At 70.0% G+C, this 24,248-nt stretch carries 24 protein-coding genes; 8 read left to right on the forward strand and 16 right to left on the reverse strand.

What is annotated here, in order from left to right; genetic code table 11:
* Positions 1-35: 35 nt before the first annotated feature.
* Positions 36-446, reverse strand: a complete 411-nt coding sequence (locus OHA73_RS41150) for a RidA family protein (protein WP_327657824.1) — start codon at positions 444-446, stop codon at positions 36-38.
* 143 nt (positions 447-589) lie between these two features.
* On the opposite strand from OHA73_RS41150, the gene OHA73_RS41155 reads away from it, so the two are divergent.
* Complete coding sequence (locus OHA73_RS41155) at positions 590-958, forward strand: winged helix-turn-helix transcriptional regulator (RefSeq protein ID WP_327657825.1); 369 nt, start codon at positions 590-592, stop codon at positions 956-958.
* 235 nt (positions 959-1,193) lie between these two features.
* Entirely contained in the window at positions 1,194-2,153 is a 960-nt protein-coding gene (locus OHA73_RS41160) for a D-alanyl-D-alanine carboxypeptidase family protein (protein WP_267067676.1), read from the forward strand.
* A 91-nt stretch (positions 2,154-2,244) separates the two neighbouring features.
* On the opposite strand, the gene OHA73_RS41165 is transcribed toward OHA73_RS41160, so the two are convergent.
* From OHA73_RS41165 to OHA73_RS41180, 4 genes are all read right to left on the reverse strand, one after another.
* Positions 2,245-3,819: a PTS ascorbate transporter subunit IIC gene (locus OHA73_RS41165; RefSeq protein ID WP_327657826.1), complete on the reverse strand. Its 1,575-nt coding sequence runs from the start codon at positions 3,817-3,819 to the stop codon at positions 2,245-2,247.
* Positions 3,820-3,857: 38 nt separating this feature from the next.
* Positions 3,858-4,700 (reverse strand): PTS sugar transporter subunit IIA, encoded by an 843-nt coding sequence (locus OHA73_RS41170; RefSeq protein WP_327657827.1) that lies wholly within the window; start codon positions 4,698-4,700, stop codon positions 3,858-3,860.
* 215 nt (positions 4,701-4,915) lie between these two features.
* Positions 4,916-5,170 (reverse strand): hypothetical protein, encoded by a 255-nt coding sequence (locus tag OHA73_RS41175; RefSeq protein WP_266724008.1) that lies wholly within the window; start codon positions 5,168-5,170, stop codon positions 4,916-4,918.
* 156 nt (positions 5,171-5,326) lie between these two features.
* Positions 5,327-5,677: an antibiotic biosynthesis monooxygenase family protein gene (locus OHA73_RS41180; RefSeq protein WP_327657828.1), complete on the reverse strand. Its 351-nt coding sequence runs from the start codon at positions 5,675-5,677 to the stop codon at positions 5,327-5,329.
* Positions 5,678-5,768: 91 nt separating this feature from the next.
* Here OHA73_RS41180 and OHA73_RS41185 point away from each other — a divergent pair, with 91 nt between their 5' ends.
* Positions 5,769-6,230 carry a MarR family winged helix-turn-helix transcriptional regulator gene (locus OHA73_RS41185; protein ID WP_267067673.1) on the forward strand — a complete coding sequence of 154 codons (462 nt, stop codon included), beginning with the start codon at positions 5,769-5,771 and terminating at the stop codon, positions 6,228-6,230.
* A gap of 41 nt (positions 6,231-6,271) precedes the next feature.
* On the opposite strand, the gene OHA73_RS41190 is transcribed toward OHA73_RS41185, so the two are convergent.
* The 7 genes from OHA73_RS41190 to OHA73_RS41220 all read right to left on the reverse strand — a co-directional run bounded on the left by OHA73_RS41190 (position 6,272) and on the right by OHA73_RS41220 (position 12,674).
* Positions 6,272-7,210, reverse strand: coding sequence for an ABC transporter permease (locus OHA73_RS41190; RefSeq protein ID WP_266724014.1), 939 nt, complete (start codon positions 7,208-7,210; stop codon positions 6,272-6,274).
* Entirely contained in the window at positions 7,197-7,994 is a 798-nt protein-coding gene (locus OHA73_RS41195) for an ABC transporter ATP-binding protein (RefSeq protein WP_266724016.1), read from the reverse strand. Before OHA73_RS41195 ends, OHA73_RS41190 begins: the two co-directional genes overlap by 14 nt.
* 56 nt (positions 7,995-8,050) lie before the next feature.
* The gene (locus tag OHA73_RS41200; RefSeq protein WP_327657829.1) at positions 8,051-9,157 is read right to left on the reverse strand and encodes an ABC transporter substrate-binding protein; all 1,107 of its coding nucleotides are present in this window, start codon (positions 9,155-9,157) and stop codon (positions 8,051-8,053) included.
* A gap of 134 nt (positions 9,158-9,291) precedes the next feature.
* A complete protein-coding gene (locus tag OHA73_RS41205) occupies positions 9,292-9,393 on the reverse strand; it encodes a putative leader peptide (protein ID WP_323179740.1) in 102 nt (33 codons plus the stop codon).
* Between the two features lie 157 nt (positions 9,394-9,550).
* Positions 9,551-10,771, reverse strand: a complete 1,221-nt coding sequence (locus tag OHA73_RS41210; RefSeq protein WP_327657830.1) for an acyl-CoA dehydrogenase family protein — start codon at positions 10,769-10,771, stop codon at positions 9,551-9,553.
* Positions 10,772-10,784: 13 nt separating this feature from the next.
* Positions 10,785-11,387 carry a winged helix-turn-helix domain-containing protein gene (locus OHA73_RS41215; RefSeq protein ID WP_327657831.1) on the reverse strand — a complete coding sequence of 201 codons (603 nt, stop codon included), beginning with the start codon at positions 11,385-11,387 and terminating at the stop codon, positions 10,785-10,787.
* A 282-nt stretch (positions 11,388-11,669) separates the two neighbouring features.
* Positions 11,670-12,674 carry an amino acid ABC transporter permease gene (locus tag OHA73_RS41220; protein WP_327657832.1) on the reverse strand — a complete coding sequence of 335 codons (1,005 nt, stop codon included), beginning with the start codon at positions 12,672-12,674 and terminating at the stop codon, positions 11,670-11,672.
* 587 nt (positions 12,675-13,261) lie between these two features.
* Here OHA73_RS41220 and OHA73_RS41225 point away from each other — a divergent pair.
* The gene (locus OHA73_RS41225; protein WP_327657833.1) at positions 13,262-14,221 is read left to right on the forward strand and encodes an ABC transporter substrate-binding protein; all 960 of its coding nucleotides are present in this window, start codon (positions 13,262-13,264) and stop codon (positions 14,219-14,221) included.
* A gap of 81 nt (positions 14,222-14,302) precedes the next feature.
* Here the strand turns inward: OHA73_RS41225 and OHA73_RS41230 are convergent, their stop codons facing one another.
* From OHA73_RS41230 to OHA73_RS41240, 3 genes are all read right to left on the reverse strand, one after another.
* Positions 14,303-17,089, reverse strand: coding sequence for a beta-N-acetylglucosaminidase domain-containing protein (locus tag OHA73_RS41230; RefSeq protein WP_443063179.1), 2,787 nt, complete (start codon positions 17,087-17,089; stop codon positions 14,303-14,305).
* 218 nt (positions 17,090-17,307) lie between these two features.
* On the reverse strand, positions 17,308-18,222 hold the full coding sequence (locus OHA73_RS41235; protein WP_327657835.1) for an endonuclease/exonuclease/phosphatase family protein: 915 nt from the start codon (positions 18,220-18,222) through the stop codon (positions 17,308-17,310).
* Positions 18,223-18,377: 155 nt separating this feature from the next.
* On the reverse strand, positions 18,378-19,277 hold the full coding sequence (locus tag OHA73_RS41240) for a helix-turn-helix transcriptional regulator (protein WP_327657836.1): 900 nt from the start codon (positions 19,275-19,277) through the stop codon (positions 18,378-18,380).
* Positions 19,278-19,438: 161 nt separating this feature from the next.
* Here OHA73_RS41240 and OHA73_RS41245 point away from each other — a divergent pair, with 161 nt between their 5' ends.
* From OHA73_RS41245 to OHA73_RS41260, 4 genes are all read left to right on the forward strand, one after another.
* Positions 19,439-20,683 carry an MFS transporter gene (locus tag OHA73_RS41245; RefSeq protein WP_327657837.1) on the forward strand — a complete coding sequence of 415 codons (1,245 nt, stop codon included), beginning with the start codon at positions 19,439-19,441 and terminating at the stop codon, positions 20,681-20,683.
* Between the two features lie 122 nt (positions 20,684-20,805).
* Positions 20,806-21,828 carry a zinc-dependent alcohol dehydrogenase family protein gene (locus OHA73_RS41250; RefSeq protein WP_327657838.1) on the forward strand — a complete coding sequence of 341 codons (1,023 nt, stop codon included), beginning with the start codon at positions 20,806-20,808 and terminating at the stop codon, positions 21,826-21,828.
* Between the two features lie 54 nt (positions 21,829-21,882).
* Positions 21,883-22,596, forward strand: coding sequence for an SDR family NAD(P)-dependent oxidoreductase (locus OHA73_RS41255; protein WP_327657839.1), 714 nt, complete (start codon positions 21,883-21,885; stop codon positions 22,594-22,596).
* 101 nt (positions 22,597-22,697) lie between these two features.
* On the forward strand, positions 22,698-23,135 hold the full coding sequence (locus tag OHA73_RS41260) for a pyridoxamine 5'-phosphate oxidase family protein (protein WP_327657840.1): 438 nt from the start codon (positions 22,698-22,700) through the stop codon (positions 23,133-23,135).
* An 82-nt stretch (positions 23,136-23,217) separates the two neighbouring features.
* On the opposite strand, the gene OHA73_RS41265 is transcribed toward OHA73_RS41260, so the two are convergent.
* On the reverse strand, positions 23,218-24,216 hold the full coding sequence (locus OHA73_RS41265; RefSeq protein ID WP_327657841.1) for a nuclear transport factor 2 family protein: 999 nt from the start codon (positions 24,214-24,216) through the stop codon (positions 23,218-23,220).
* Between the last annotated feature and the right edge of the window lie 32 nt (positions 24,217-24,248).

Raw genomic sequence — 24,248 nt, forward strand, 5'->3', positions numbered from 1 at the left:
GGATACGCACATACTTTTGCGGGAGGGTGCGGCTCTCAGTCGAGAACCGCCGTCGCCTCGACCTCGACGAGTACGTCGGGTTCGAAGAGGTGGTCGACCCCGATCAGCGAGGCCGGGGGGAGTCGGTCGTCCAGGCCCAACTCCCCGGCCACCTGGCCGATCCCGGCCATGAACGCATCGATCTTCTCCGGCGCCCACCGCACGACGTAGAACGTCAGCCGCACCACGTCGTCGAACGTCGCGCCCGCCCCGGCGAGCCCGGTCGCGGTGTTGCGCAGCGCGTGGGTGACCTGGCCGGCCAGGTCACCCGGTGCGACCTGGGTCCCGTCCGGGGTGCGGGCGATCTGACCGCTCACGTACACATGGCGCGTGCCGGTCGCGACGGCGACGTGGTGGTAGGGGGTGGGCTGCAACATGCCGGCGGGGGTGAAACGGTGAACGGACATCAAGGGCTCCTCATGCCTCATTGCTCATGTCTCATGTCTCGAGTTGCTCATGTCTCATGGCTCGCGCCCGGAGTCGAACGACTTGCGGGTATACCTTTGATACCTGGTGCACGAAGAACACTTCAACGAGACCAGGTTTCGGCATGGATACCGCCCCCACCCCGGACAGCGAACTCCGCGTCACCGCCCCGCACCGGGAACTCCTCGACCAGGTGCTGGACAAGTGGTCGCTGAGCGTCCTCAACGAACTCTGCGAACGGCCCAGCCGGTTCAACGAACTGCGCCGCGCCATCCCCGCGGTGACACAGAAATCGCTCACCGCCACCCTTCGTCGGCTCGAGCGCAACGGCATCATCGAGCGCGAGCTGCTCAGCTCCCGCCCGGTCGCCGTCGAGTACCGGATCACACCCCTCGGCAAGACACTCCGTCGCCCGGTCGACGTACTGCTGGACTGGGCCAGGACCCATATGCCCGAGATCGAACGCGCACGCCGGACCTTCGACACCGAGTGAGTCGGCGGTCGGCGGGCCCAAGTCCTTTGCTCGATTCGCTCGTTGATCGTGCGTACACATCAAGGGAGTCACGGGATCAACCGGTTGTCTGCACACCGTCTTCACGCAGGTCAGGCCTGTTACCCGGTTATGACATGGCGATCTTGACGTAAAGGGCCTGTGGGCAAGTAGGTTCGTGATGCAACGATTTACCATGACGAACCGGCGGTCACCCGCCGGAAGGAGGGGGCGTTCCATGGGTTCCCATGCCCGACCCAATCGGCTGCACAAGACCGGCGCGAGATTTGCGACGGTCGCGCTCTTCGGAGCCGTCCTGCCGATCACCGCCGGCGGCATCGCCCAGGCGGCCACGCCGGCCGCCACGCACTCCGCCGAGCAGAACGAGGGCACGCCGGCCGCGGACACCCAGGACGTCCCTGACATCGCGGCCGACCACGCCTACCTCCTGGACGCCCGTGACGGCAGCCAGGAGCGCGAGATGTGGGCCGGGGCCAAGGCCGACGAGAGTGTGTCGATGGCCAGCACGACGAAGATCATGACGGCCGTGGTCGTGCTCAAGCACCCGGAGTGGCTCGACCGGCAGGTCACGGTCAAGCAGGAGTACCGGGACTACGTCCAGGCGAACGGCGCGAGCACGGCCGACCTCCAGACCGGCGACAAGCTGACCGTCCGCCAGCTGCTGCACGCCATGCTGATCCCCTCCGGCGGAGACGCCGCCATGGCCCTCGCCGACAACTACGGCGTCGGGTCCACCACGGAGGCGCGCATCGCCGACTTCGAGCGCCAAATGAACGCCGAGGCCGCGCAGCTGGGCATGACCGGCACCCACTTCGACTCGTTCGACGGCATCTCGCACGGCGACAACCGCAGCACCGCCCGCGATCTCGCCAAGCTCGGCCAGCGCGCCATGCTCCAGCCGGTCTTCGCCGACGTGGTGAAGCAGAAGAAGTACGAGGCCGAGGCCCCGGCGGCCAACGGCCACACCCGGTACTACACCTGGGAAAACACCAACGACCTGCTCGGCACCTACGACGGCGCCCTGGGCATCAAGACCGGCAGCGGCGAAGAGGCCGGCTACTCCCTCGTCTTCGCCGCGAAGCGCGACAACCGCACCCTGGTCGGCGCGATCATCGGCGCCGACAAGGAGGTCTTCGGCGACGCCACGAAGGTGCTCGACTGGGGCTTCGCGCACTGACGGGACCATCCGTCACACCGTGCGAAGGCGTCGAAGGCCCGCTGAAACCCCGAGGGTTCAGCGGGCCTTCGGCGATTCCGGAGAGTGTCGGTCAGTCCTCAGGCGGAGGCGGCGGCACCGGGGCACCCGCCGGAGGTGCGATCTTCGAGTACGTGCGGGAGACCGAGGTCCCGCCGCCCGCGGAGTCGTCGTGCTGCTCCGGGCGGTCCTCCGGCGGCAACAGCGCGGCGCGCTTGGCGCCCGGGTCCCAGCCGGTGTCCACGACCCGCTTCTGCCATGTGATGGCCCCGGCCAGGATCACCAGGCCGACGACGAGCATGAGGATCACGCCCGCGACATCACCCGCCTTGGCGACGTTGCCGAGGATCAGGCCGAGCCAGCCGAAGTCGGCGTCGCCGAACGTGGTGTTGGCCGAGCCGAACGAGCCGAGGACGCCCAGCAGGAACGCGGGCAGGAACGTGATCAGCACACCGTTGAGGAACGAGCCGAGCGCCGCCCCGCGCCGCCCGCCCGTCGCGTTGCCGAAGACACCCGCCGCGCCACCGGTGAAGAAGTGCGGGACGAGCCCCGGCAGCACGAGGGCCGTGCCGAACGCGGGCTTGAACACACCGACGAGCAGCCCGAGGCTGACAAGGCCGCCGACGAACGAGCAGATGAAGCCGACGAGCACGGCGTTCTGGGCGTAGGGGAAGACGATCGGGGCGTCCAGGGCGGGGATGGCGCCGGGCACGACCTTCTGCGCGATGCCCTGGAAGGCGGGGACCAGCTCGCCGAGGATCGTGCGGACACCGAACAGGATGACGGCGACGGCGATGCCGAACTGGAGACCCTGATTGACCGATGACATCAGGTAGTTGCCGACACCGGTGGAGGCCGTGCCGCCGTCCGTCGCGAACGCCTTGAACGCCTCCGTCTTCCCGACCTTCGCGAGGAAGACGATGGCCATGATCATGTAGATGAGCAGCATCGACAGGGCGGTGGCCACCATCGAGTCACGCAGGAAGCGCAGGCCCTCGGGCAGGTTCATCTCCTCCGTCGAGCGGCTCTTCTTGCCGACGGCCTGACCGGTGGCACCGGAGAGGATGTACCCGGCGGTCCCGAAGTGCCCCACGGCGACGGTGTTGTTGCCGGTGACGCGCTTGGTCCAGGGATGGGCGAAGGCGGGCATCGCGACGAGCATGATGCCGAGGAGCACCGCGCCTGCGACGACCACGACCCATGAGGTGACGCCCGCGGTGGCCATCACCATCGTCAACAGCGTTGCCATGAACAGCATGTGATGGCCGGTCAGGAATACGTACGAGAGCGGGGTGAAGCGGGCGAGCAGCAGGCTGACGAGGAAGCCGAGGATCATCAGCCACGCCACGCGCGAGCCGTACTCGGCCTGCGCGATGCCGACGATTGCCTCGTTGGTGGGGATCACACCGTGCGAACCGGTGGCGCCGGTGATCATCGTGCCGAGCGGGGCGAGCGAGTTGGTGACCAGGGTCGCGCCCGCGCCGATCAGCAGAAAGCCGAGGGTCGCCTTGATGGCTCCGCCGATGACCTGGCCCGCGGTCTTCTTCAGGGCGATGAGGCCGACGGCCGTGATGATGCCGATGAGATAGGCGGGGACGCTGAGGATCTCGTTGACGATGAATTTCGCGATGTCCACAAGGGAGTGCATGCGGGACTCCTGGGGAGGGGAGCGGTGGGAGCGGGGGATCAGACGTCGTAGAGGTCGCGCATCGCCGCGTCCACCTCCTTGGTGCTGGTGAAGTCCTCGATCACCCGCACCGGCACCCCTACGTCGCCGAGCGTCCGCGCGATCTCCCGCGACGTCATGATGGCCACCGCCTCGGACGCCTTGCCCTTCGCGGAGATGGTGTCGGTCGCCTCGGTGGTGATGTACCGGCCCCACTTCCAGCGGTCGAGCACCTTGTCCAGCGTCGACTTGAGGAAGAGGCTCGTGCCGACGCCGTTGCCGCACACGGTCAGGATCTTGTGCATGCCGTGGGCGGAGCCCTTGGCGGCGGGCCGTTCGGGGGCGGCGTCGGACGGTCTCGGCGCCGCTGCCGGTGCTGCTGCCGAATCTGACTCCGACTCCGGCTCCGGCGTCGTGTCCCCTACAAGGATCTGCCGCAGGGCCTCCGGTGTCGGGGCGTGGTCGAGGGCCGCGGAGGTGTCCGGGTCGGCGAGCAGGCGGGCGAGGGCGCCCATCGCCTGGGTGTGTGCCCCGGCGTCCGCGGCGGCGAGCGCTACCACGAGGTGGACCGGGTCGTTCGTCTCGTGCCCGAAGTTCACCGGCGTCGAGAGCCGGACCCATGACATGCCCGTACGCCGGACGGCGGGGGAGGGCCGGGCGTGCGCGAAGGCGAAGCCGGGCGCGATGACGATGTAGGGGCCGTTCTCCTCGACGTTGCGGAGCATCTCCTCGGTGTAGGTGTCCGTGCTGACATCCGTGGAGACGAGCAGGTCACCGGCGGTGCGCACGGCGGACTGCCAGTCGGGGGCGGCCACGTCGAGGCGGATGGCCTCGACGGGGATCAGGTCGCTCAGTTCACTCATACGAGCAGTGGTCCCGAGCGGCGGTCCCGTGTCAGCGCGACACGCCGGGTGAAGACACCTTCGTTATGAGGTTCCTCTTCGTTATGAGGTTTCTCCGGGGAGGTGTGCGCACACGCGGAGGCGGCCCCGCCGAAGCGGGGCCGCCTACGTCATGCGTCATGCGTCATGCGTCATGCGTCATGCGTTACGCGAAGGAGCGGAGCCCCCAGGTGCCATCAGCGACCGGCGTAGTCGTGGTAGTGGGAGTGCTTCTTCCAGGCGCCGACGTTGTGGTGGGCGGCCAGCGAGTTGGAGACGGTGACCCCGTTGCGTCCGCCGACGTTGACGAACTCCTGGCCGGCGATCCCGGCGTGGTCGTACACGTGGCTGCTGTCGTGGCGGCTGTGGTCCACGTCGGCGACGGCGGGGCCGGCGGCCAGGAACCCGGCCACCGAGGCGACGGCGACAGCGGCTGCGATGCGACGCACCATGAACTTCTCCTTCTGAGAGGGATCAAGCGATCACTTAAAAGATCAGCAGACCGCCGGTGGGTGCGCACCTCGGGGCGTCCACAGGACACCCGCGTGCAGCAACGCGTTCCCCTGCTCGGCCCCATGATCGGCGTGCCGGGTCGACCTGGAGGCCTCTCAGGCCTTCTGTCCGTCGGGTCGGTGGACCGAGCGGACCCGCGCAAAGGTCGGGTCGAAGGCCTCGGCGATCGCTGCCGCCTCGGCGATGTGCTCGCGGACGTCGGGGCGTCGCATGGCCTCCTGGTACTGCTGCTCGCTGTTCCACTGCGCGTAGTTGACGACGCGGCGGCCGTCGAGGCTGATGTGGAGGTTCGCGGAGACGAAGCCGGGCACGGCCAGGAAGACGTCGCGGGTGGCCCGGTCGAGGGTGTCGGCGAGCTCGATCTGCCGTTCCGGCGGGACGGTGAAGACGTTCACCAGCGTGATCAGGTCGGCGTCGGCGGAGATGGTCGTGGTGGGACTGCTCATGGTCGGCGCCTCCGGCGGTAGCGTGCATCCAATGTCAGGACTTTGACATCACGAACGTAGGTGTGCCGCTCGTGTATGTCAAACTACTGACATGGAAGACCGGAAGCCGGCGCAGCCGCCGCACCCCGCCGACGACGTCACGGACCATGTGGGATACCGCCTCAAGCGCGCCGCCGCGGCCCTTCGCGGCGCCATGGACGCGGCGTTGCGCGAGCACGAGCTGACCGTGCCGCAGTACTCCTGCCTCGAACTTCTCGATGAGCGGCCGGGCCTGTCCAACGCCGAACTCGCCCGCGCCACGTTCGTCACCCGGCAGTCGGTGAACGTCGTCCTGCGCAACCTCCAGGAAGCCGGCCTGGTCTCCCGGCCCGCCACCACCGAACACGGCCGCGCCCTGCCCACCCACCTCACCGCTGAGGGACTCGGGCGGCTCGAGGCGGTCAGGTCCGCCGTCTATGACATCGAGCGGCGGATGATCGAGACCATCCCCGAGCGGCGCCTGGCCGCCCTCCTCGCCGACCTCGACCGCATGGCCGACGCCCTCGGCGGCTGACCGGCCGGACCCCCGGGCCGGGCGGCAGCCGCCGGTCATGGTCAGCGGGAGGTGAGCAGCCCCCGCCCCCGCAGCACCCTGCGCTCCAGCGGGCTGAAGATCAGCAGGTCGATGGCGATGCCGACCAGGAGGATCAGGAGGATGGCCAGGAACACCTGCGACATGCTGCTGTTGTTGCGGCCGTTCTCCAGCAACTGGCCGAGGCCCACGCCGAGATCGGGAGACGAGGCGATGATCTCGGCGGCCATCAGGGAGCGCCACGAGAAGGCCCAGCCCTGCTTCAGTCCGGCGAGATAGCCGGGCAGCGCGCCCGGCATCACGATGTGCCACGCCCCGCGCAGCCCGGTCGCGCCCAGGGTCTGTCCTGCGCGCAGGTACAGCGGCGGGATCTGGTCGACGCCCGCGACGAGGCCGTTGGCGATGGAGGGGACCGCGCCGAGCAGGATCACGGCGTACATCATCGAGTCGTTGAGGCCCAGCCAGATCACGGCGGGCGGCACCCACGCCACCGACGGCAGGGACTGCAGGCCCGACAGGATCGGGCCGATGGCCGAGCGCACGAACCGTACGCGGGCCACCAGCAGGCCGAGTGGTGTGCCGATGACGAGGGCGAGCAGGAAGCCGAACAGGCCGCGTGACACGGACGTCCAGATGGAGTCGAGGAGCGTGCCCTGGAGCCAGGCCGTGCGCACCTCGCCCCACACATCGGACGGTGAGGGCAGCTTGTAGTCGGGGACGACGCCCGCCCACACCAGCAGCTGCCAGACCACCAGCACCACCGCGACCGCGGTGAGGGGCGGCAGCACCTTGCGGCGCAGTGTCTCGCGCAGCGGCGTACGGAAGGTCTGCACCGAGTCCAGTGCGTCGAGCCCGGCCTCCAGACCCGCCAGATCGCTCGGGCGGCGGGGCTCGCCGGGCGTCGGGGAGCCGTCCTTCGTCGCCTCGGCGTCGAGGGTGACGGTGTGGTCAGTGGCGGCCATGGCGGCGGATCTCCCCACGCAGTTCTTCGGTGATCTCGGCGGACAGTTCGGCGACCGAGGTGTCCTCGAGGCGTCGCGGCCTCGGCAGGTCGACCGTCCACTCCCGGGCGATGCGGCCGGGGCGGGACGACAGCAGGACGACGCGCTCTGCCAGGCGCACCGCCTCCCGCACGTTGTGCGTCACGAACAGCACCGACACACCCGTCTCCTGCCAGATGCGGGTGAGCTCGTCGTGCAGCACGTCGCGGGTGATCGCGTCGAGCGCGGCGAACGGCTCGTCCATCAGCAGCAGCCGGCTGTCCTGGGCCAGGGCGCGGGCGAGTGCCACGCGCTGGCGCATGCCGCCGGACAGTTCGTGCACCCGCTTGCCGTGCGCGCCGCTCAGGCGCACGAGGTCGAGCAGCCGCTCCGCCTCGGTGTGCCGCTCCTGCGCCGCGACGCCGCGCAGCTTCAGCGCCAGCTCGATGTTCTTGCCGGCCGTGAGCCACGGGAACAGCGCGTGCTCCTGGAACATCAGGGCGGGCCTGCCGTCCGTGGCGATGGAGCCCGCGGACGGCAGGTCGAGGCCCGCTGCCAGATTGAGCAGGGTGGACTTGCCGCAGCCCGAGGCCCCCAGGAGGGTGACGAACTCACCCGGCGCGACATCGAGTGTGATGTCGTCCAGGACGAGCTGCTGTCCGCCGGGCGTGCCCGGTGCGGGGAAGGACTTCGAGACATGCTCGATACGCGCTGCGTGTGTCACCGTCTCGACGGCCTCGGCCGACTTGGGTGTCGTGGTGGCCATGGGCGTCACCTCCTGAGGGTTCGTCAACTCGTCGACGTGCCCGGTCCGATGGGTTGTTACTTGGCGCCGAGGCCGGCGTCGTCGACCTCGTCCTCGCCCTCGGCCTTGAGGACCTTGTTGAGCGGCTTGAGGTCGTAGATGCCCTTGAGGTCGGGCTGCTCGAGGAGTCCGGACTTCACCGCGTGCTTCGCCTCGGAGTCGAGGGTCGAGGCCAGCGGGTCGTCGAGGAAGTCGATGGACTTCCAGGCCGGGTCGATGACATCGGCCGGCAGCGCCTTGCCGGACAGCTTCTGCAGCGCCGCGTTGGCGGATTCCTTGGCCTTCTCCGGGTTGGCGTTGATCCACTTGTTGGTCTTCACGGAGCCGCGCAGCACGGCCTCGACGACGTCCGGGTGCTCCTTGAGGAACTTCTGCGACACGATGATGTTCGTGATCACGAACTTCTTGTCGGGCCACAGGTCGGACTCGTCGAGGATGGTCCTGCCGCCCTCGGCGACGAGCTTGGACGCGGTGGGCTCGGGAACCCAGGCGCCGTCGATGGAGCCGGACTTGTAGGCGTCGGGCGTGATCTTGTTGTCCGTGCGGACGACGGAGACATCGCCCTTGCCGCTCTGGGCGTCGACCTTCCAGCCCTTCTCCGCGATCCAGTTGAGGAACGCGACGTCCTGCGTGTTGCCGAACTGGGGCGTGGCGATCTTCTTGCCCTTGAGGTCGTCCAGGGACTTGATCTTCTTCGGGTTGACGACCAGCTTGACGCCGCCCGAGGCCGAACCGCCGATGATCCGCAGGGACTTGCCCTTGGACTTGGTGTAGCCGTTGATGGAGGGGGAGGGGCCGATCCAGCCGATGTCGATGGATCCGGCGTTGAGCGCCTCGATCTCGGAGGGGCCCGCGTTGAAGGTCGACGGCTTGATCTCCGTGCCGCCGAGCTCCTTCTGCAGCAGGCCCTTCTGGACGCCCACCAGGGCGGTGCCGTGCGTCAGGTTGGGGAAGTAGCCGATCTTCACCGAGTCGGCGGAGAGCTTCTTGGCGCCCGACGCGGCCTTGGCCTGGTCGCCGCTGTCGTTCGACTGGGACCCGTAGCCGCAAGCGGTCAGCAGGAGCGGGAGCGCTGCTACGGCGGCAAGGGTGCGCAGGGGGGTGCGTGGGCGTGCGGCAGACACGGAGGTGTCCTCTCGGGGAATGAGTGCTTCAGGGGAGGCGCGCGCGGCGCCGTGGGACCGATGGGCCGGCATTCGGCCGGCCCGAGGGCCGTCGTCCAGGGGCGGCCTCGGGCGGCCCGGCGGACGGAGGTGGCTCAGGCGGCCCGACAGATGGCGCTGGACGTGCGGCCGAGGTCGATGTGGCGGCGCGAGGTCAGCAGGAGGCGCGACAGGTCCGCGCGGCTGAGCGTACGCATGGCCACCCCCTGACTTCCCCAGTTTTCCTACCTGACAGATAGGGATCGTGGCAGAAGGAAGCGCTCACCCCAAGAGGGTGTTCATCATATGGACGTACGAGTCTCGCATGTCGAGAACTCGCACTTCGGGAACGCCGAGAGGGCCCTGCGGGAACCCTCAGGCGGGCAGGGCGAACGGGGGCTGTGCACCGTTGAGGAAGTAGTCGCCGATGTCGCGGAGTTGGTGCCCCAGAGGCTCGTACAGAGTGTGGGTGCGGGCGTTGCGCCAGAAGCGGTCGAAGCCGAGGACTCCGGAGGCGGCCCGTGGGCCGACGATGTCCAGGGCCCGGGTCGTGGACTCCTGGGCGGCCCGCGACGCGGCGGTCTCCGCCATGGTCACGAGGGCGGCGACCTCCGCGTACTCGTCATAGGCGAGCTCGTCGCCGAGCGCCAGCGCCTCCTGTACGGCTCCCAGCGCCTGGTCCGCGAGCGCCGACGCGGAGCGGATGAGGACGGTGAGCTCCCCATAGGTGGTCAGCACCTGTGGGTCGTGCGGGCTGCCGACCGGCCAGGCCGGATGCAGGGGCGTCTGGCCCGTCCTGCTGTACTCGCGGGCCTCGGCGAGCGTTCCCTCGGCCGTACCCAGCAGGACCTGGACGGAGACGAGGTGGGCGACGGGCGACGCCAGTGCCGTACGCGGCGGCAGGAAGTCCTCGTCCGCGGAGAGCGGGCCGAGCACCTCGTCGGCCGCGACCGTCACGTCGTCGAACTCCACGCTGCCGCCGGCCGCGAGTCGCCGGCCGAAGGTGTCCGCGGCGGCGTCGATCACGACACCGGGACGGTCGGCGTCCACCACGACGGCGAGCGGCGCGCCCGTGTCCGCCCGCACGGCCCGGACGGCGAGCCGGTCGGCGGCCAGGACCCCGGTGGTGTAGTCCTGCCGCCCGTTGAGCACCAGCCCGCCGGAGTTCCTGGTCAGCGTCAGTGCGGGTTCCTGGCGGGCGAATCCGCCGCCCCAGCACCACTGCCCGGCAGCGGACCGCTCCTCGATCTGCGCGGCGAGTGCGGGCCCGGCGAAGAACCGGGCGCTGCCCGCCAAGAAGTAGTGGCAGCCCAGCAGTTGGCCGATCGCGCCGTCCGCCGCGGCGATCTCACGGACGACCGCGAGGGCGGCGGCCCAGTCCCCGCCGCCTCCGTCGGTCTCGGCCGACGCCGGAGGTGTCAGCAGGCCCGCCTCGCGCAGCCGGGACACCTCGTCGACGGGGGCCTTGCCCGCCTGCTCCCTGGCGACCGCGTCCGTGGCGAGGTCGTCCGCCACCTCGCGGGCCACCCGCAGCCAGTACGGAGGGGTGGAGCCGGTCCGGTCGGTGGTGCGAGGCGACGCGGTGGCAGGGCCCATCACGGGGATCTCCTCAAGGTCGGTGGCAGGGGGCGGAGTCGGAGCCCTCCTGCCGGTCGGGGCGCTGCTCGGGGACGTACTTGTACCCCACGCGTCGTACGGTGACGATCCGTTGGCGGTGGGCCCTGCCCAGCTTGCGGCGCAGTCGGGCGATGTGGACGTCCACGGTGCGGCCGTCGCCGACGTGGTCGTAGCCCCAGACGGCGGTCACCAGCAGCTCGCGCGTCAGCACGTGGTGAGGGCGCTTCACGAGGTGCGCGAGGAGCGCGAACTCCAGGTAGGTAAGGTCGAGTTCACGACCGTCCAGCTCGGCCACGTGCCGCACCGGGTCGATGCGGATGGTGTCGTCGTCCGTGGGCCGCGCGGCGGCCGGCGGCGGGACGGGGATCGCGTCCGCGGGGTCGACCGGCCGGATCTCGGGCCGGGGCCCGCCCTCGGCGAAGAGCTCGGCGGGGTCGGTGCCCTCGGGGACGAGCAGCAGATATCCGACCATCGGTACGGAGGTTCGCTGACCGACGCCGGCACCGAGCGGGGTGTCGCGGACGAGGCTGAGGTGGCGGGCGTCGGAGGGTGGCGCGGTGGCGTGGGTGGTCCCGGTCTGCGGTGCCGTGGTCATGGCGGTTGTCCCTCGTTGGTGTGTCGGGTCACCGACGCGCCGTGGATGAACGCGCCCTGGTGACCTGGGAATTGGCGTGCGGAGCGGCACGATCCGACCTGTGGGCCGGGTGCCTTACGCGCGACAGCACGCGGCGCTGACGACGTGACCAAAGTCGACATGCCGACGACGAACGAGTCGCTGCTGCGTACGGGACATGTGCACCATCCTGTGTGCCCGAGCGGGCCCGGTCAAGGATTTCCTAGTAATTCGGTAGGGAAAGTGGGGAAGGTGTGGCGCAGCTCACCGCTCGCCCCGGATCGCGGGTCGCGCGTCGGCCGCCGTCACCCTGCTCAACCATGCGCGAACGGAGGTGAGGCGACCGCGCAGCCGCTGCAGCGGAGTGGGCGGCAGCGTCCGCGAGTCGCCCCGCGCGTAGTGCCGCTCGACGTAGTACTGCCCCACGCTGAGGACGCTGGTGACCGCGATGTACCAGAGTGTGGCGACCATGAGCAGCGGAATGACCTGGTACGTCTGGTTGTAGATGAGCTGCGCCGAGTACAGCAGGTCGTGCACGGCGAGAACGCTGACGATGCTCGTGCCCTTCAGGGTGCCGATCAGCATGTTCCCCGCGGTCGGCACGATCGAGCGCATCGCCTGCGGGACGACGATCCGGCGCAGCGTGCGGCGCCTGCTCAGGCCGAGCGCCTGGGCGGCCAGGGTCTGCCCGGAGTCCACGGAGATGATGCCGCCGCGCACCACCTCGGCGGCGTACGCGGTCTCGTGCAGCGTCAGGCCGATCAGGGCGGTGAGGGTCGGGCCGAACAGGTTCACCGTCTTGACCGTGACGAACTCCGGGCCGAACGGGATGCCGAGCCCGAGCGTGGGATACAGGGTGCCGATGTTGAACCAGAACAGTAGCTGCACCAGGAGCGGCGTGGACCGGAAGATCCACACGTAGCCCCAACTCAGCGTGCGCAGCACGGGGTTGGCGGACAGCCGCATCGTCGCGAGGACGGTGCCGAGCAGGAACCCAAGCACCATCACGGCGGCGGTCAGCCACACCGTCAGAAGCAGACCGTCGAGCACGGCGGAGGTGGTGAAGTAGTGACCCACCACCTCCCACTGGAAGGCGTCGTTGCGGACCACGGAGTTCAGCACCATCGCGAAGACGAGCAGCGCGACGGCGGCGGACGCCCAGCGTCCGAGGTGCCGGCGCGGCACGATCCGGGGCCGGGCGGGGGCGCTCGTCGGCTCCTCGGGCGGTGCGGCGGGGGAAGGTTCTACGTAGGACGACGTGGTGGTCATCGGGGCTCTCCGGGGGAGGGAATCGCGGGCAGGGGTGAGAACGCGTCGTCACATGCACCGCGTCCCTCAACGCGGCCGGAGCGGCCGCCGCGTACTGCGGGGCCGGTCCACCGTCGATCGTATGTGCCCGCCACGCCGATGTGTCAACAGCGCCCGGACGCAGCCGAGTCGAGGACATCCGGCATCCGGACACCGGCCGGGCGCGGCTTGACGAACAGCTCGATGTACTGCTCAATTGTCCGCATGACTGCCCAGCGCTTGGTCTCGCGTGACCACATCGACTTCGGTCGGGTGTGGTCCGCGGCGTGTTGCGCCTGATGCGGCAGCGGGCCCTCTGACCGGCCCTTCCCTCCCTCGGTGACCCCGTCGCGGGCCGAGTTCTTTTTTCACTGACGCGCGCTGCCGCGAGTCCTCCCTTCATGACTTCTCGTGACTGCTCACGGCTTCCCGTGGCACCTCGCGATGCTCGACGTCGTCACACCTGCCCCGGCCCGTCGCTCTCCTCGCCGACGGGCCGTCATTCGACATGCCTCCGGTGCCCCGCGCACCCCTCGGCACTGTTCGCACACCTGAAAGGCTCCCGCCCCGTGAACCTGCCCGGGACCAGAACCCGACCGCGGCTCGCCGCCCTCGTCCTGCTGCCGCTCCTCGCTCTGACCGCCTGCGGCTCGGGAGACACCGACACCGACGGCGCGGCCGGGGCGGGTGCACAGGCGGCCGCCGCACCGAGCGGCAACCCGGTCGCCACCGTCCGCAAGGTGGAATCCGCCGCCAAGCTGCTCCCCGCCGACGTCCGCAAGAAGGGCACGTTGCGCATCGGCAGCTCGACCGGAGGCCCGCCCGCCGCGTACTACCCGAACGGCACCGGCAAGAAGGCCGTGGGCCAGGACATCGACCTCGCCGACGCCGCGGCCAAGGTCCTCGGCATCCAACTCCGGCGCCAGGACGCCTCGTTCGAGACGATCCTCCCGGCCCTCGAGAGCGGCAAGTACGACCTCGGCACCGGCAACTTCGGTGTCACCGGCGAGCGCCTGAAGACCATCGACTTCGTCACCTACATCAACGACGGCCAGGGCTTCGCGGTCAAGACGGGTGACACCTCGTTCGGCAAGAAGATCACCGACCTCGCGCAGCTCTGCGGCCGGAACATCGGCGTCGGCGCGGGCACCACGTTCGAGGCGACCCTCGACGCGGAGAAGGCACGCTGCACCAAGGCCGGCAAGAAGCCGTACGACGTGCAGGTCTTCTCCGACAACGGCGCCACCCTCACCGCGCTCCAGCAGGGCCGCATCGACGTGATCATGTCGACCATCAACGGCCTGCGCCACCAGGCGAGCAAGTCCGCCTCCCGGACCACCTTCCTCGGAGAGTTCCACCGACTCGACGTCGGCTTCGCCTTCAAGAAGGACTCCCGGCTCACCAAGGCCTTCCAGGTCGCCGTCAACGAGCTGATCAAGGACGGGACGTACGAGCGGATCCTCAAGAAGTGGGGCACGTCCGAGTCCGCGATCGAGACATCACGGATCAACCCGCCCGAGCACACCTGACAACGGGGAGCGGGACGCACCCGCCCGGGTGCGGAAAACCGACAACGGCTCTCCGCACCCGGGCAGTTCACGGCCCCACGCCTACTTAACGATCACCTCGCTCAGCACCGGAGCCGCCGAGCCGTCACCCCACACCAGCCACACCGCGTCCGCACTCGCCCCGGCGGGCGCGGGCAGGGTGGTGACGGAACCGTCGAGCGGGCCGAGGTCCTGCCATGTGCCGTTGACGCGCAGCTGCACCTGCGCCTTCGACGACGTCGCGTCGTCCGGGCGCAGCACCGTCACCGAGGACACGGCGCGCGGCGCCGGGTACGTCACGGTGACGGCGTCGTCCGAGGCCGGGGCGGAGGCGGCGCGGTAGGCGCTCTCGGGGAGGCCGTCCGCCGCCGCGGCAAGGCTGCTGCCCTCCGCCGCGGCCGGGCCGCCGCTCACCGTCGGGCGGTCCGTACGTGCCACCGTGAACTCGCGGACGATCAGCCAGTTCGTCTGGTCGGCGCTCGCGCGGGCGCGCACGTACCGGGCGGTCGTGCCGCTCGGCGCGTCCGCCGTCCACGTCGCCTTCCCGCTGAACTCCGCGCCCAGCGCGTGCCACGTCGTGCCGTCCGACGAGTACTCGAGGACACCCTTGTGCAGATAGTCCTCGGTGCTCCCGGACTTGCCCATGGTCACCGTCACCGAACCGAGCGGCTGCTCACCGCCCAGGTCGACACCGACACCCTCGCCCGTCTTCGGCGCCCGGCCGCTCCAGAAGTACGTGGAGTCGTCGCCGTCGGTCATCCGGTCGGCCGTGTTGCCGTTGTAGACCGGCAGCCCGGTCGTGCCGGTCGGCTGCGGCGGCAGGCCGAGCCCCTTGTTGGACGTGTCCCGCACCTTCGCGAAGAACGGTTCGAGCACACCCTCACCGACGACCACCGGCACCTTGTTGCCGTTGAGGTCGGTGTACCGGTACGACTTCGCCTTCGTGACCAGATCGGGCAGCTGCTGACGGAGCGTCCAGGCCGCGTCGGTGTGCCCGGCGCGCTGCTCCTCCAGCATCCGCACCGCCGCGACCCCGGCCCTGCCCCACGCCTGAGCGGAGTCCAGCCACGGCCCGGAGTCCTCGACGAAGCCCTTCTCGACGCCGTCGCGAATCGTCGCCGGCGCGTCCCGCAGCGCCGCGAACGCCGCCGTCAGCCGGGACGCCGGGACGGAACCGTCCCAGTACCCCTTCATCAACTTCGACAGCTCCGGCGCCTCCACGGAGTCCATCCGCGAGCTGTGGTTGAGGTCAGTGAACGCCCGCAGCGCCCGCGCGACCTTGGCGTTCCCACCGGCCGTCTCCTCGACGGCAGCGCGGTAGGAGACGTCGGCGTCGTACGCCGAGTCGTTCCATGTGTAGTCGGCGACGGTGTGCAGGGCGAGCTTCGAGGCGTACGGCTGGATCATCGGGTTGGCGGTGATCCCGGCCAGTTCCTCGGCAAGCCCCTTCTCGCGTCCGCTGAACGGGCCGAGGAACAGCCGCCCGGTGGCGAAGTCGTTGACGGGATAGTTGTCCCACGTCAGGATCTCGTGCCCGAAGACCGCCTTGGCCCGCTTCGCCTGAGCCACCGTCATCGTCGGCGCCACGACACCCTCGCCCGTCCACTCGACGAGCACATCCTTGTCGAGCTGCCCGGCGATCGCCGTCTTGTACGGCGTGGAGGTGGTGTTGTAGTACTCCGTCGGCACCATCTGCAGCGGCAGGGCGCCGTCATGGGTCTTGATGAACTGCTGGTTGACCCGGTTGAGCAGATACGCCTGCGCCTGACCGGCGGCGCCTCCGCCGGTGCCCCACTTCGTCTTGTCCGCGTCGCAGTTCCAGTCGGTGTAGCTGATGTCGTCCAGCGGCACCGCGAACTGCCGCACCCCGATGTCCCACAGCGTCTGGAACTTGTCGGTGAGCGCCTTGAGGTCGTCGTCGGAGCTGTAACAGACGCTCAGACCGGGGGAGAGGGCATAGGTGAACTCGACGTGCTTCGCGCGCGCCCGTTCCACCAACTCCTTGATCTGGTCGAGCTGTTCGGGCGGGTACGGGTCGCGCCACTTGGCGCGCAGATACGGATCGTCCTTCGGCGAGTACACGTAGATGTTCATCTTGTGCTCGCCGTAGTAGTCGAGCTGGTCCAGGCGCGCCTCGTGCGACCACGGGGTGCCGTAGAAGCCCTCGATGACACCGCGCACCGGCGTCGCCGGCCAGTCGCGCACGGCCAGTCCGCGCACGGTGGCGCCGGGGGTCTTGCGGTGCGGCAGCACCTGGCGCAGCGACTGCGCCGCGTAGTACGTGCCGGTCGGATCGGCGCCGGACAGCACGATGCGGCCCGCGCCCTTGCCGCCCATGGCGAGGACGTAACCCTCGGCGGCGAGCCCGGCCGGACCGTCGGTGCGCAGGGCGTCGAGTGCGCCCGCGGAGGCCGGGTTCTCGGAGGGGCCACCGACGTAGACCGTCAGCGAACCGGAGCCCGCGGGAGCCTTCCGCGTGGTGGTGACATCCCGCGCGCCGGCCGCCTTCAGTACGGCGGTGGTCAGTTGCACGGCGGCCGGGTCGGACTTCGCGCCGGTGACGACCGTGACGGCGGGGGTGATGATGACCCGGTCGGAGCGTTGCTGCTCGCTGTGCGGGGCGGGGGTGATGGCGGGCGCGCCGTCATCGGCCCCGGCTCCGGACCCGGACCCTGATCCGGCGGCGGCCGGGCCCGAGCCGAATGTCAGGGGAGCGGCGGCCAGGGCCGCCACGGCGAGGACGGCGATGAGCGGCGTCCTGCGGGATCTGTCAGTTCTGCGGGATCCGTCAGTCCTGTGCGACCTGTGCGACCTGTGCAATACGTGCGATCTGTGCTTCGTGCGGAACATGAGTGAACCTCCACGGTTGGCACATGCAACGTGCTCTAGCGGACTAGACCACCTTGCTGATGCAGTGTCAATGTTGCGTGAAAGGACGGGAGTTCAAGCAGTTTCACGCATCGCGGTGCTCGGCTCCGCCGACCCTCATCGCGGCGCCGAGCACCAACAGGCCCTGTGCAGTCAGCTCCTATCGGGGCAGGACTGAACCGCCTGTCCGGGAACTGCAATTAGCCGAGCGTCAGCCTCACCTGCACCGGCAGATGGTCACTCGGGAACTGGCCGTTCTTCTCATACGTGTTGATGGACGCGGAGTGCACGGTCACGCCCGGCGTGGCGAGGATCCAGTCGATGCGGTCGCCGTCAGGGACGAGCGGCTTGTAACCGTGGAACGTGGCGTAGAGCTTGCTGCGTTGGGCGGCCGCGTCCCAGGTGTCCTTGAGGCCCGTGGCGAGGAGCTGGTCGTAGACCGGGTTGCCGTGCGCGGCCACGTTGAAGTCGCCGGTCATCAGCAGCGGCAGGGACTTGTCGAGCGCCGCGATCCGCGAGGCGATCAGCTCCGCCGACTTCACGCGGGACACCTGGACCTGGTGGTCGAAGTGGGTGTTGAGGAGGTAGAACTCCTTGCCGCCCTCGGTGAGGTCGGCGAAGCGCACCCATGTGGCCATCCGGATCACCGAGTTGCCCCAGGTCTTCGAGCCGATCAGCTCCGGGGTGTCGGAGAGCCAGAAGTGGTCGAACTCGACCGGGCGCAGGCGTCGCGTGTCGTAGAAGACGGTGCCGAACTCGTCCCGGCTGCCGCCCGCTCTGCCCGTGCCGATCCAGGCGTAGTGCTCACCCAAGTCTTCGTGAATGTCCTGGAGTTGGTGGTACAGGCCCTCCTGGGTGCCGATGACGTGCGGCCGTTCCTTGCGGAGCAGTTCGCGCATCACCGGGCGGCGGTCGGCCCAGGAGTGGGGCGAGGTGTCGGAGGCGTAGCGGAGGTTGAACGTCATGACGTGCAGACGCCCTCCGCGGCCCGACGTCGCGGCGCCCGCGGGCGCCGCGACGGTGGTGGTCACCGCCGCGGCGGCGGGAAGCGCCGCGGCCACGGCGAGTACGGCACGCAGTCCGTGGCGGCGTGTGAGGCGGGGGTGCTCGGTCATGGGTCCTCCTGGTGCGTCGAGGTCTGGGCAGGGGACCCACGGTGGCGGGCTCGGGTGAGGCGGAGGTGAACGCTCGGCGGCGGTGGATGTGACGTCTGTGGGCCCTTGACTCCTAAGTGCCCAGGGGCTGTTGGCGTGAAGCGGGGGACGGGGAACTATGCGCGGGGCGGGACGGCCTCGTGGGAGCGGGTGGCCGCCAGGCTGGAGAGGAGCTTGAGGCGCTCTTCGGAGGTGGTGCCGGGTTCGGCCGAGTAGAGCGTCAGGTCGTGGACCGCGCGGCTCGCCATCGGCAGATCCAGGGAGAGGTAGGAGAGTTCCAGGTCACCGACGTCGGGGTGGCGCAGCCGTTTGATGCCTTCGTGGCGGATGCGGACGTCGTGGGCGGCCCACTGGGAGCGGAACTCGGGGCTCAGCGTGGACAGTTCACCGATGAGTTCGCGCAGCGCCCGGTCGTGGGGCTCGCGGCCGGCCTCGGCGCGCAGCAGGGCGGTGGTCGCGACGGTGGCGGCGTCCCAGTCGACGAAGAAGTCCTGCGATCCGGGGTCGAGGAAGATGTAGCGGGCGATGTTGGGGCGGCCCTGCTTGTCGGTGGTGGGGCTGGCGAACATCGGTGTGTGCAGGGCGTGGGCCAGCGCGTTGTGGGCGATGACGTCCTGGCGGCCGTTGCGTACGAAGGCCGAGGACATGGTCATCGAGTCGAGCATCCACTGGACGCGCGGCGGCACGGCGACGTCTCGGCGGCGGGACGGCGCCCGGCGGGCGGGCCTGGCGGCGCGGGCCAGGTCGAACAGATAGGTGCGCTCGTCCTCGTCCAGTTGCAGGGCCTGCGCGACCGCGGCGAGCACGTCCTCGGACACGCCGCCGATGTGGCCCTTCTCCAGCCGCGTGTACCACTCGGTGCTGACACCCGCCAGCACGGCGACCTCCTCGCGCCGCAGCCCGGGCACGCGCCGCCGGGTACTGGTGGGCAGCCCGGCCTGCTCCGGGGTGATCCTGGCGCGTCGACTGGCGAGAAAGTCCCTGATCTCGCCGCGCTGGTCGCTTCGCTCGTCCATGCGTTCCACGGTAGCCATGGGCCGCCGCCGAGGGAGGTCGAGCTTGTACCCCCTATAAACGCAACCTTCCCCACCTGCGGAAACACCGGTTTCGTGGAACCAGCACGGCACAGAGGCGCCGCGAACAGGCGCTGCACAGAGTCACCCCACGGAGTTGATGCATGAGTACGCGAGGAGGAACCCTCCACGCCCCCACGGACGGCCGGACAGCCCAGACCCGGTCGGCGCCGTCCGCCCGCCTCCCGCTCGTCGTGTACGTGCTGGCGATGGGCACGTTCCTGATGGGCACCACCGAATTCGTGGTCGCCGGGCTGCTGCCCGAGATCGCGGGAGACCTGCAGGTCGGCGTGGCGCGGACGGGGCTCCTGATCACCGTCTTCGCCGTCGGGATGATCGTGGGCGCGCCGCTGATGGCGATGCTCACGCTGCGGCTGCCCAAGCGGCTGACCCTGATGCTGGCCCTGGGGGTCTTCGCCGTGGGCCACGTCGTCGTCGCCCTCGGCTCCAGCTTCCCGCTGCTGCTGGCGGCCCGGTTCCTGACCGCGATCGCCACGGGCGCGTTCTGGGCCGTGGCCAACGTGGCCGCCGCGCACGCCGCGGGACCCGCCGCGAACGCTCGCGCCCTGGGCCTCGTCGGGGCCGGGGCGATGCTCGCCAACGTCGTCGGAGTGCCGCTGGGCGCGTTCGCCGGACAGGCCATGGGCTGGCGCGGCCCGTTCTGGGCCCTCGCGGCGCTCGCAGCGGCGGCCGTCGTCCTGATCGCCCGCACCGTCCCGCACGACGGCCCGGACCGGCACGGCGGATCGATCCGCTCCGAGCTGTCGGCGCTGCGCTCCGGACGGCTCTGGCTGGTGCTGGCCGCCTGCGCCACCACGACCGGCGGTGTCCTGGCCGCGTACTCGTACATCGCGCCGCTGCTGACCGGCCGGTCCGGCCTCGCCTCCGGATACGTACCGCTGGTCCTGGTCGGCTTCGGTCTCGGCGCCCTCGCAGGGTCGCTCGTCGGCGGACGCCTGGGCGACCGCCGCCCCCACGTGGTGACCATCGTCGCCCCGACCGGGGCGACACTCCTGCTGCTGGCGATCTGCCTGCTGGCCGGCTCGGCCCCGGCGACGGTCGTGCTGGTCGCCCTGCTGGGCTTCTTCGGCCTCGGCGCCAACCCGGTCCTGATCGCCCTCGCCGTCCGCTACGCCGACCGGGCCCCGGCGCTGGCCTCCGGCCTGACCGTCGCGGCCTTCAACCTCGGCACGGCCGTCGGATCCTGGGCGGCCGGGCTCTCACTGGCCGGCCCGCTCGGCACGACCGGCCCCGCCGTCGTCGGCACGGCCGTCGCCGCGCTGACCCTGATCCCCGCGATCATCATGGGTCTCAGGAGCCATCGCCGCCCAGCGCAGGCGCGTGCCTAGCCAGCGGCTCCGGGCCGGACGGACACCGCGTCCCTTGGGGCCCACCACACCGAACACACCGAACACGGAACGAGGAGACCCACCACACCGAACACACCGAACACGGAACGAGGAGACCCACCATGCGTGGAGTAGTGATGCACAACGCCGGCGACGTCCGAGTGGAGGACCGCGAGGACCCGAAGATCCTCGAGCCCACCGACGCGATCGTGAAGCTGACCGCGACCTGCATCTGCGGCTCGGACCTGTGGCCGTACCGCGGGATCGAGCCCGTCGACCACACGCTCATGGGGCACGAGTACGTGGGTGTGGTCGAGGAGGTCGGTGACGCGGTCGAGACCGTCGGGCCCGGGGACTTCGTCGTCGGCTCGTTCGTCATCTCCGACAACACCTGCGAGATCTGCCGCGCCGGGTTCCAGTCCAAGTGCGTGCACGCCGAGTTCGTGCACGGCGGGATCGGCACGCAGGCCGAGAAGGCCCGCATCCCGCTGGCCGACGGCACCCTCGTCGCCACCCCGGGCCAACCCGCCCCGGAACTGATCCCTGCCCTGCTGGCCGCCTCCGACGTGCTGGGGACCGGCTGGTTCGCGGCCGTCGCAGCGGAGGCGGGACCCGGCAAGACCGTCGCGGTCGTCGGCGACGGCGCGGTCGGGCTCATGGCCGTCCTCGCCGCCGAACAACTGGGCGCCGAGCGCATCATCGCGATGTCCCGCCACCCGGAGCGGCAGAAGCTGGCCCGCTACTACGGTGCGACCGACATCGTGGAGGAACGGGGCGACGAGGGCGTAGCGAAGATCAAGGAACTCACCGACGGCCTCGGCGCGCACTCCGTCGTCGAGGCGGTCGGCACGCAGGAGTCCTTCATGCAGGCCGTGGGCGCCACCCGCGGCGGCGGCCACCTGGGATACGTCGGCGTCAACCACGACGTCCGGATCCCCGGCATCGAGCTCTTCTTCGCCGGCATCCACACCCTCGGCGGACCCGCCCCCGTACGCCGTTTCCTTCCCGAACTGATCCAGCTGATCTGGAACCGGAAGATCGACCCCGGCAAGGTCTTCGACCTCACGCTGCCGCTGGAGCAGGCCCCCGAGGGCTACAAGGCGATGGACGAGCGACGGGCCACGAAGGTCCTGCTTACGCTGTGAACGCTGTGACCCCCTACGGAACGCTGTGACCACCAACGGACGGAGTACACGCACATGTCCCTGATCCTGGTGACGGGAGCCTCCACCGGCCTCGGACACGCGACGGCGGACGCGCTGGCCGGGGACGGGCACGACGTGGTCGTGCACGCCCGGACCCCGGCGCGCGTCGCCGCGCCGTCCGGGGCGGGCCGTTGGGCGGGCGTGGTCACCGGGGACCTGGCCGAGACCGGCGAGATCCCCGAAGTCGCCCGGCAGGCCGCGGAGTTCGGCCGCTTCGACGCGGTCATCCACAACGCGGGCACCATGCACAGCCCCGAGTCGGCCACGGTCAACACGGTCGCGCCGTACGTACTGACCGCCCTGATGGACAAGCCGTCCACGCTCATCTACCTGAGCAGCTCCATGCACCGGGACGGTTCCACCGACCTCACGCGGCTGACCGAAGGCACGGCCACGTACAGCGACACCAAGCTGTGGGTGACCGCGCTGACCGTGGCCCTCGCGACCCGCTGGGAAGGGACGGCCGCGCATGCCGTCGACCCGGGCTGGGTCCCCACCCGCATGGGCGGCCCGGCGGCCACCGACGACCTGACGGCCGGTCACCGCACCCAGACATGGCTGGGCACCCACACCGGCGTCACCCCGCCCACCGGCGGCTACTGGTACCACCGGCACACCGAGGACCCGCACCCAGCGGCGCGCGACCCGCGGTTCCAGGAACGGCTCCTGCGGGCGCTGCGGGACCTGACCGGGGTCGCGCTCGACTGAGTCTGGACCGAGTGCGGCTCGCGCACCCCGTCCTAGGACGGAAGTCGCAGGTCGGAGGTCGGTCGACAGGAGGGTCGTGACACCACAGGGTGGGCGATGTGATGTCTCGTGACTTCGATGTGGACACGTTCCTGCGACAGCCGCTCACCGCGCGCCTCGCCACCAGCGGGCCCACTGTCCGCCCGGTCTGGTTCCTGTGGGAGGACGGCGCGTTCTGGGTGCTGACGGGCCCGTGGGCCCGACTGTTCGACCGGGTGAAGGACGACCCCCACGTCGCGCTCGTCGTGGACGAATGCGACGTCGCGACAGGGCGGGTTCAGCAGGTGATCGCCAGGGGCCGGGCCGAGCTCGTGCCGTTCGACGTGCCGCGGGGGCGCCGCAAACTGGTCCGCTATCTGGGAGCGGACGAGGCGCTGTGGGACGAGCGGTTCGTGGACTATCTCTACGACGAACCGAGCGAACGGGGCACGATGTGGCTGAAGTTGAGGCCCACCTCGCTCACGGCCAAGGACCTCAGTTACGTTCCCGCGCCGTCCTGACGGCACTCCAGCGCAGGGCAGCCGAGATGGTCGGGACGGTGCAGCGCCGCACCGTCCCGACCACCCTCGCCAAGTGGAGACATCAGTAGATGTTCGCCGCCACGTCCGCGCCGTCCTCACGGCCCGCGTTGATCTGCGCGCGCAGTGCGATCTCGTCGTACACGCGGACCTCCTTCACGATGCGGCCGTCCTGGATCAGGAACTGGGAGACACCGAGCACCGTGACCGGCTTGCCGGTGAGCGGGCCGAAGGCGGGGATGCCCTTGTACGTTCCGTGCATGGTCCAGGTCACGGCCACGCGCAGACCGGCGTAGCGCTCCGCGTAGTGGGTCTGGACGTCCCGTACGGCGAAGCGCGCGTCGGGGAAGGGGCCCACCATCTCCAGCAGATCGGCCTGGTAGCGCTCCGGGCGGATGACGGTGCGGTCGCCGATGGTGTGCAGGAAGAGGTCCCGCGCCATGAAGTCGTTGACCTTGTTGAGCCGGCGCTGCGACCAGACCTGCTCGATGAAGTCCAGGACCATCTCGCACTCGGGGCGGAAGTCGTCGGGGCGCGGACCGCTGACACCTTCCAGGAGGACGTCCTTCGGCGGGTCCTCCGTCATCGACCCGGTGTAGCCCTGGAACTGGATGCCGCGCGCGGCCTCGTCCGGGTCGATGCCGAGCTGCAGGCAGTCCGCGAGGTCGTCGCGCACCACCCACTCCTCGACCATGCGGCCGCGCCGGTAGAGGCAGTTGGCGACCGTGCGCTTGCGGACGCGGATGTTGCGGCCGTCCACGAGGTGCTCGTCGGCGGAGAAGACCAGGTGCGAGCTGAGGAACGCGTCGTCGCCGCGCGCCTCCCACACCACGTCCTCGGCCTGGCCGATGTGGCCCGGCACGGCGGCCATCCGCATCGTGCTGCCTTCGATGACACCATCGCGGCCGACGACCGTGCCGAGGCTGGCGTGAACGATCGAGTCGGGCTCGTAGTTGGCGACGATGTGTTCGATGTCGCGCTGGACCCAGATGCGGTCGGTCACCTCGCGGATGAACTCGTCGGGGTCGTTGTAGGGCTCGTACGCGACGGGGTCAAGGGCCATGGTGGTTCTTCCGTTCCAGTGCTGTGTGAATG

It is taken from the genome of Streptomyces sp. NBC_00483, assembly GCF_036013745.1.
Lineage (GTDB): Bacteria > Actinomycetota > Actinomycetes > Streptomycetales > Streptomycetaceae > Streptomyces.